This is a genomic window from Butyrivibrio sp., from assembly GCF_024699075.1.
In genome coordinates this window covers 1-8,273 of the sequence record NZ_JAILQF010000032.1, presented here as the reverse complement: position 1 = coordinate 8,273, position 8,273 = coordinate 1, and the positions used below count along the sequence as shown (strand labels likewise).

General features: G+C 39.2%; 7 protein-coding genes and 1 riboswitch. Of the genes, 5 read left to right on the top strand and 2 right to left on the bottom strand.

The annotated features are described in order from the left end of the window. Positions 1-177: 177 nt before the first annotated feature. Positions 178-582 carry an amino acid-binding protein gene (locus K6G87_RS01060; protein ID WP_296832682.1) on the top strand — a complete coding sequence of 135 codons (405 nt, stop codon included), beginning with the start codon at positions 178-180 and terminating at the stop codon, positions 580-582. 157 nt (positions 583-739) lie between these two features. Here K6G87_RS01060 and uxaC read toward each other — a convergent pair whose 3' ends face one another. Further along, positions 740-2,152: a glucuronate isomerase gene (gene uxaC / locus K6G87_RS01055; RefSeq protein ID WP_296832679.1), complete on the bottom strand. Its 1,413-nt coding sequence runs from the start codon at positions 2,150-2,152 to the stop codon at positions 740-742. 513 nt (positions 2,153-2,665) lie between these two features. Here uxaC and K6G87_RS01050 point away from each other — a divergent pair. After that, the gene (locus K6G87_RS01050; RefSeq protein WP_296832676.1) at positions 2,666-3,670 is read left to right on the top strand and encodes a LacI family DNA-binding transcriptional regulator; all 1,005 of its coding nucleotides are present in this window, start codon (positions 2,666-2,668) and stop codon (positions 3,668-3,670) included. Here the strand turns inward: K6G87_RS01050 and K6G87_RS01045 are convergent. After that, complete coding sequence (locus K6G87_RS01045) at positions 3,657-4,508, bottom strand: pectinesterase family protein (protein WP_296832674.1); 852 nt, start codon at positions 4,506-4,508, stop codon at positions 3,657-3,659. The genes K6G87_RS01050 and K6G87_RS01045 overlap by 14 nt on opposite strands. Positions 4,509-4,713: 205 nt before the next feature. Beyond that, positions 4,714-4,906, top strand: a riboswitch (cobalamin riboswitch). A gap of 269 nt (positions 4,907-5,175) precedes the next feature. Here K6G87_RS01045 and K6G87_RS01040 point away from each other — a divergent pair. From K6G87_RS01040 to K6G87_RS01030, 3 genes are all read left to right on the top strand, one after another. Then, positions 5,176-6,279 carry an ABC transporter substrate-binding protein gene (locus K6G87_RS01040; RefSeq protein ID WP_296832673.1) on the top strand — a complete coding sequence of 368 codons (1,104 nt, stop codon included), beginning with the start codon at positions 5,176-5,178 and terminating at the stop codon, positions 6,277-6,279. A 146-nt stretch (positions 6,280-6,425) separates the two neighbouring features. After that, the gene (locus tag K6G87_RS01035) at positions 6,426-7,460 is read left to right on the top strand and encodes a FecCD family ABC transporter permease (RefSeq protein ID WP_296832670.1); all 1,035 of its coding nucleotides are present in this window, start codon (positions 6,426-6,428) and stop codon (positions 7,458-7,460) included. After that, positions 7,461-8,273: ABC transporter ATP-binding protein (locus K6G87_RS01030; RefSeq protein ID WP_296832668.1), on the top strand; the 813-nt coding region annotated here is incomplete at its 3' end. It lies immediately after the preceding gene.

Genomic DNA, 8,273 nt, shown 5'->3' with positions numbered 1-8,273 from the left:
TATATAAAATGATCAAGATAACCCATCACCTTTAGGTGATGGGAATATCTTGATTTCGGGTGCGGGGTTATAAGCCCCGTACCCGTAGAACTGCGTCAGCAGTGATTTTATAACGAGCAAAAAGCGAAGCGTTTGCGAGTTTAACATAAGACTTGTATAAAGTCGCAGGAGGAAAAAATGTTACAGCAGGTTTCAATCTATGCAGAAAACAAAAAAGGAGTTTACAGAGATATTACCGGTCTTTTGTCCAAAAACGAGATCAATATCCTTGGCTCTGTAACCAATGACAGTGCAGAATACGGAATGGTACGAATGGTCGTATCAGATTCTGATAAAGCTATCAAGGTATTAAGTGAAGCAGGATATATGTGTAAGACAACTCCTGTTCTTGGAATCGAGACAGAAGATAAGGTCGGTGCTCTTAATAACCTTCTTGATGCTTTATATGATGCCAACATCAATGTAGATTATATCTACCTTTCTTTTAACAGAGAATCAGGAAAGCCTATCATGGTGCTTCATACTGATGGTATCTACCAGGTAGAGAACATCCTTACCAACAAGGGTTTCACATCTGTTTAAGCTTTTAAACTGCATATTAAAAGCCGGCTTATATATGAACATGGGTTTGTCTGATTGACAACTTGGTGTTCAATATACAAGCCGGCTTTTTATTTTTGTAATCACGGGCTTATGTGTATAGCCCGTGATTACTATTTATAGAGGTCTGTAACTAACCTTATTTTACAGGTGTAAGATCAAAACCAAAGTAACGAACTGCATTGTTGTAAGAAATGTCTTTTACAATGCCTCCGATATAGTCATAATCTTCAGGAAGCTGTCCATCATCAATCCAGCTGCCAAGGAGTCTGCAGAGGATTCTGCGGAAGTACTCATGACGAGCGTATGAGATAAAGCTTCTTGAGTCTGTAAGCATTCCGATGAAGTTACCAAGAAGACCAAGGTTTGCAAGGTCTGTAAGCTGGTCTGTCATTCCCTTTAAGTGATCATTGAACCACCAAGCTGATCCAAGCTGGATCTTGCCTACAGCATCATCATTCTGGAAGCAGCCAAGAATTGTTCCAAGTGCTGAGTTATCATTAGGATTGAGTGAGTAGAGAATTGTCTTCGGGATCTCATTTGTAGCACTAAGTGCATTGAAGAAATTGTCTACTGCAGCGATTGAAGCCTGGTCGCCAATGCTGTCGAATCCTGTGTCAGGACCGAGCTTTTCAAACATAGCAGCGTTGTTATCACGCTTGCATCCGAAGTGAAGCTGCATTACCCAGTTCTTCTTGTTGTATTCTTTTGCAAGGAAAAGAAGGAATGCATATTTGTACTTATCTACTTCAAGATCTGTAAGCTCGCCGCCTGAAAGCTTCTTGGATACGATAGCTTCAATTTCTGATTCTGATGCAGGAGCATAAGGAACATAATCGATACCGTGATCTGAAACATTAGCACCATGCTGTGCGAAGAATTCCATTCTGTTCACGATAGCTTCCTTAAGAGAAGCAAAAGAGTTAATTGTTACGCCTGAAGCTTTTGAAAGTGTTTCAAGATAAGCAGCATAATCAGGCTTATTTATATTTGTAGCCTTATCAGGTCTCCAAGCAGGAAGAACCTTAACATCAAATGTAGGGTCTGCAGCGATCTTTTCATGCCATTCAAGAGTGTCTGCAGGATCATCTGTTGTGCAGATAAGTGTAACGCCTGAATCTTTGATGAGCTGTCTGCATGATGTCTTAGCAAGCTTTTCATTGCAGATATCCCATACTTCTTTGCAGGTCTTGGAATTAAGAACACCATAGTATCCAAAATATCTCTGAAGCTCAAGATGACTCCAGTGATAAAGAGGGTTACCGATAGCTCTTTCAAGAGTAGCTGCCCACTTTTCGAACTTTTCATAGTCAGAAGCATCACCTGTTATGTACTTTTCAGGTACACCATTTGAACGCATCTGTCTCCACTTGTAGTGATCTCCGCCGAGCCAGAGCTGTGTGATGTTTTCGAATTTACGATCCTGTGCGATTTCCATCGGGCTGATGTGGCAGTGATAATCAAGTATAGGCATGTTTTCAGCATAACCATGATACAGCTTTTTGGCTGCGTCTGTGTTAAGAAGGAAATCTTCATCCATAAACTTTGTCATAGTTTCCCCATTTCTGCGCTTCAAATAAAGGTTAATTAGATCAATAAAAGGCTTTATACTATGGCAGTGAGCGCTGCTGCTATGGTATATTAAAACACATGTAACACATAAAATGATCGGTACTTTGCCTATTTTGCAATTAATGCAAAGTAAGTAATCAGATTTGAAATGTGCCTGTCATTTATAGCATTACCGGCCATAGTGTTTTCATATGTGTAAGTAAGTGCAGAAATAATTGTCATTCTGTAAGCACTTACAAAAATACTATATGCGATTGTTAAATTAATTTCAAGACATTGCTTTGCCCAAATAAATTCGATTTTTATGGGCAATATCAATAAAAAATTAGGGATTTTTTTTGGTTGTGTATGATTATTTTTTAATATATAATGTTAGCGATATGTAAGCATTTACAGTTTAAGAGTGTCTACCTCTTGTATAAACTACCGGAAAGAGCTTTTTTGCTGCTTGTTTACAACATTGATGGGGTAATAATGGAAATGAGGTTTTGAAATGGCAGTTACTATTTATGATATAGCAAGACTATCAGGGGTTTCTATCGCTACAATATCGCGAGTTGTTAATGGCAATCCCAGCGTAAGTGATAAGACAAGAGAGAAGGTTCTTGCAGTAATGAAGGAATATGATTATACTCCTAATCCTTTTGCAAGAAGTCTTCAGTTTAATTCCATGAAGATGGTTGGAATTTCATGCGCTGATATTAAGGACGATTATATGGCACGCATGGTTTCAATACTTGAAAAGAAGCTCCATGAATATGGATATGATTATATGCTCTTATGCAGTGGTTATGACCTTGAATCAAGAGAGCATGCAGTAGATCTTCTTCTTAAGAAGAAAGTTGATGCACTTATTCTTATAGGCTCACAGTTCCTTGGAAACTGCGAGACAGATGAAGTTGCATATCTTCATAAAGATGCTGAGCAGGTTCCTGTTTTCATACTTAATGGATATCTTGAGAATAAGAACATATATGGCGTTCTCGGAGATGATAGAAAGGCAATGTACAATGCGACTGATTCATTGATAAAGTCAGGAAGAAAGAAAATTCTTTTCCTTTATGATTCAGAGTCCTATTCATCTAATCAGAAGATGGCTGGATATGAAGATGCACTTAGAGATAACGGAATTCCTGTAGATGGCAATCTTAAGCTTAAGATAACCTGTTCTCTTCATGAAGAAAGAGACCTTCTTCTTATGAGAAAAGATATCGAGTTCGATGCAGCAGTAGCTACTACTGATGAACTTGCAGTTGGAGTTTTAAAGTATGCAAAAGCAAGAATGCTTCAGGTTCCCGGAGACATCAGCGTAATTGGTTACAATAACTCACCACTTTCAGATTATGTCGAGCCTGAACTTACATCAGTAGATACTTCTATCAAGGATATGGCACATGTTGCTGTAGACAAGATGATGGAATGTCTCCAGGGCAAAAAGGTCGATCATAAAACAGTGATCGAATCCAAGCTTGTAAAGCGTTGTACTACAGATTTCTAAATCTGGCAGTAGGCTCAATCTTATGAACATCCTTCCATCCGGCAAAAAGGTCCGGATGAATGTGCGTACCAAAGTAGCAGTTTTCAAAATAAGCACCTCCATTTTCACGCCATGGACGGGCAAGATAAACTGAAGCATCCGGACAACGATCTGTTATAAACTTGCAATCTATAAACTTCATTCCGGGTTCGTTCTCTGGAGTACAAGGAGCGCAAACAAATCCTTGAATAGGAACTCCTGTATAATCCGCAGCTTTTTCTTTTGATATTGTATTCTTGTCTATAAGAGGTGCCCTGTATAGAGATACTATAGTGCAGTTCTTAAAAGTAGCATTGGCCCCGCCAAATATGAAGTCAACATCACCCTCTATAATGCAGTCTTCGTAGTACTGAGTAGTCATAAGACGAGGGCTGTCTTCCCTTGGCCCTATAAAGCCGCCTTTCTCGCGCTCAGTTAATGGAAGAGGTGACATGAAGAGAGTATCCTGATGTCCTTTTAAATGCACACGTCTGCAGGTTACTTTACTTGCATCAGCATATAGGGCAACAGCCTGCCCTCTTATACGGCCATCGCCTGCTGTATTTTCAATAGTAAGATCTTCTATAACAGCTTCCTTGCCTGATACGAACATAGTATAACTTCTAAAAGTCCCGAGCTTTATCCCTTTATCATCAGGTGCCTTGTCAAAACCCGCATCAGACCATGAAATAGTAGTAAGATCCATGCCGGCACCTTTTATATGCAAAGAGCAGTCGGATACATTATTTTCCTTATAATATTCCTCGTCAAAATATAACTTTTTATAGTATGTTCCCTTATCCAGTATTAATTCTTTCATTGTAATTTTGTCTCCAAAATAATTTTATAACTTAAACTTCGCACATAATAAAAAATCTAAAGTCCTTTTTAATTTGATAGAAAGAAAAGGATTTATATGTACGAAGTTTGAATCTATAAATAGATATTTTATAGCTTTCTTACACAGTTTACGTTTTATTTTGTCTTGTCGCAATAGATATTTGACTATCTTGTGTATTTGTGTTAATGTTCGAACGTATGTGGGTGTTAGCTACAAGTATCCGCTTGCAGCTGACCTAACAGGGAACCGGGCGAGCTTCCCGGACAGTGCCGCTACTGTGTTGGAACAAAGGATGCGCATGGCTGATGGATACAGTCATGAGGGCACCGTATAAATGTGTTCCTAAGCCAGATACCTGCCCTCATATTGGCACAGATTCTTCGAGACCAAAGATAAGTGCCGGTCAAATATTCTAAGATTCCTGTTTTGGGATGCAGAATGACTGTTTTATGATTTAAAGACAGTAGTTGTTTATGCGTGATCTTTCTTTTACTTTCATAATAAGGAAGGTTACATATAAGTATGCCCAAAATTCTTATTTGCCCGGTGTATATAATTCTCGAAAGGTGCCTATTATGTGTTCATGATAGCGAAGCACTATTTTGAACATACAACCTATTCGTTATGCTTCAGAATGGAGAATATTATGAAAAAGAAACTATTATCAACAATGCTTGCTGCAACACTTTCATTTACAATGCTTGTTGGATGCGGATCATCTGAATCAGCTAATGAAACTTCAAGCACTAATGAAGCTGCAAGTACAAATGAAGCTAGTGAAAGTGCATCTGAAGAAGTAGTAGAAGATGCGGCAGGTGAATCTGCTACAGCTGAAGAAAAGAGTGAAGAAGCTGCTACAGATCTTCCTACAACAGACCTTGCAGGTAATGAGATCACAGTTCCTGAAGAAATTGATGCCATCGTTAGTATGTCACCATCTTCTACACGTCTTCTTGTAGACCTTGGACTTTCAGATTATATCGTAGCCTGCGATACATACTCTTATGAATATTATGGAGATAGCCTTACAGCAGATATCCCTCAGTTCGATATGATGTCTCCTGATCAGGAATCAATCGTAGCACTTAATCCTGATATCGTATTCACAACAGGAATGAGCTATGCAACAGGTACTGATGTATATGGTTCAGTTCGTGAAGCAGGTATCTGCGTAGCAGATATACCAAGTGCATCAAGTCTTGAAGATATCAGCACAAGTATCACATTCATCGGGTCATGCACAGGAACAGCTGATGAAGCTGCAACTATCGTTGAAGAGATGGAAGCTACAATTGATGAGATCAAAGAGCTCGCAGCTACAATCTCAGAAGATGAAAAGAAGACAGTTCTCTATGAGACCAATACACCTACAGCAGATTATCCTACAATCTATTCTGCAGGATCAGAAACATACATTGCTGAGATGATCGAAGCAATCGGAGCTGTTAATGCTACAGCTGATCAGGTAGGCTGGGCTTCTCTTACAGAAGAGGATGCTATTGCTATTAATCCTGACGTTATCATTTCTACAGATATGTATACAACAGATGCAGTTGAGACTCACCTCACACTTTCAGGATGGGAGAATGTAACAGCTGTTGTTAACGGTGATGTATATCTTATGGAGCTTTCAAATGAGCTCAATCAGCCCAACCAGCATGTTGTAAGTGCTATGGTAGAGATGGCTAAGTACATCTATCCTGAAGTATTTGCAGATGTTGAAGATCCATTTGCAGCAGTAGCAAGATAATTATAAACTTGTAAGTGAATGGCTTTGCCCTAAATGGCAATCCCTGATCGTTATATGACTATTTGTATGTGCAGCCTGAGCTATAAACACAGCTATGCCTTGTTTATCAAAGCAAAGGCTGCATATTTTCTTTTAAAAGGTAAGCTATGAATAAAGAGAATAACTTGAGTTACAATACTTTAGAAGTCATAACTGTCATTGCCTGTTTTATAATCCTTGGAATATGCATGGGAATTGGAAGCGTGGATATTCCTTTAAAAGATGCCATGACGATTATTGGAGGTAAGATATTTGGAACAAGTATTCCGGATGATCTTGCTGCAACTACGTCTATATTGTGGACTATAAGACTTCCAAGAGCCATAACGGCATTTCTTGTTGGCGGAGCTCTTGCCTTGTCAGGTGCTATAATGCAGTCCGTTCTTCAAAATCCTCTGGCATCATCTTATACTCTTGGAGTATCGAGCGGTGCTTCACTTGGAGCTTCTATCATAATAGTTACCCAGTTTACGATACCCTTACTTGGAAGCTTTCTTCTTCCTGTATTTGGATTTGCATTTGGCTTTGCTACTGTTATTCTTGTACTTGTTATTGCTTCCAAATTTGACAGTACCCTTCATTCCAATACAGTGATACTTATTGGAATGGTAGTATCTTTATTTACAAATGCAGTTATGACACTCGTAAGCTCTTTTGCCAGAGCACATTCCCAGCAGCTTTTGTTATGGCAGATGGGATCATTTTCAGGTAAGAGATGGTATCACATTCAGATACTTCTCCCTCTGTGTATATTCGGACTTATAGTGACCATATGCTATGCAAGGTCAATGGATATCATATCCTTTGGCGACGAACAGGCATATGCAATGGGTGTAAATGTCAGAAAGAGCAAAAGAAATCTCCTTCTTCTTGCAGCTCTTCTTACCGGCGTTTCTGTATGCTTTTCAGGAACAATTGGCTTTGTCGATCTTATAGCTCCTCATGCAGTCAGAATAGTATTTGGTGCTTCCCATAAAAGAGTTGTGCCAATGTCATTTTTTGTAGGTGGGGCCTTCATGGCACTTTGCGATATGATAGCAAGGACAGCTGTGGAATCGGAGCTTCCTGTTGGAGCAGTTACAGGAGTTATAGGTGCTCCCTTCTTTATATGGTTGTACCTTAGAGGGAGAAAGGATAAATAAATGAAAGCGATATCTGTATCAGATCTAAGTGCCGGTTATAATGGTGATGCTATTATCAAAAATATAAATTTTGAACTTGAGTGTGGCCATAATCTATGCATTATGGGCGCAAATGGTTGTGGTAAGACTACGCTTCTTAGAAGCCTTACAGGCCTTATTAATTATAAAGGGAATATAAAGATCCTTGGAAGGGATCTTTCAAGCCTCAAAAGACGTGAAATAGCAGGGATGATGGCAATGATGTCCCAGCTTTCTCCTGTATACTTTTCGTATACAATAAGAGAGACTGTAGAGCTTGGAAGATTCGCAAGGCATGACAACGAAAGACATCAAAAGGGTAGAGCTGGTATAGGCCTTAGTCATCAAAGCCTTGTCCATGACAGAGAAGTTGTCGACAGATGCCTTGAAATTACAGGACTTAAAGATATAGAGAAAAAGCAGATAAGTGCTCTATCAGGAGGTCAGCTTCAGAGAGTTTTCCTTGCAAGGTGCTTTGCACAGGAAACTCCAATTATACTTCTTGATGAGCCCACCAATCATCTGGATCTAAAATACCAGGCTGAGCTTATGGAACATCTTATAGAATGGTCTAAAGGGGAAACTGTTCTTTCTGATGGAACGAAAGTTGATAATACATTAATTGGAGTTTTTCATGATATAAGTCTTGCAGTTGAGATCTCAAGTGATATGATATTTATTAAAAGTGGTGAGATCCTGTGTCAGGGGACTAAAGACAAGGTACTTACTGCAGATGTACTTGAGAATGTTTATGGCATGGACGTTGCCGGATATATGAACAGGCAGCGCAGGATA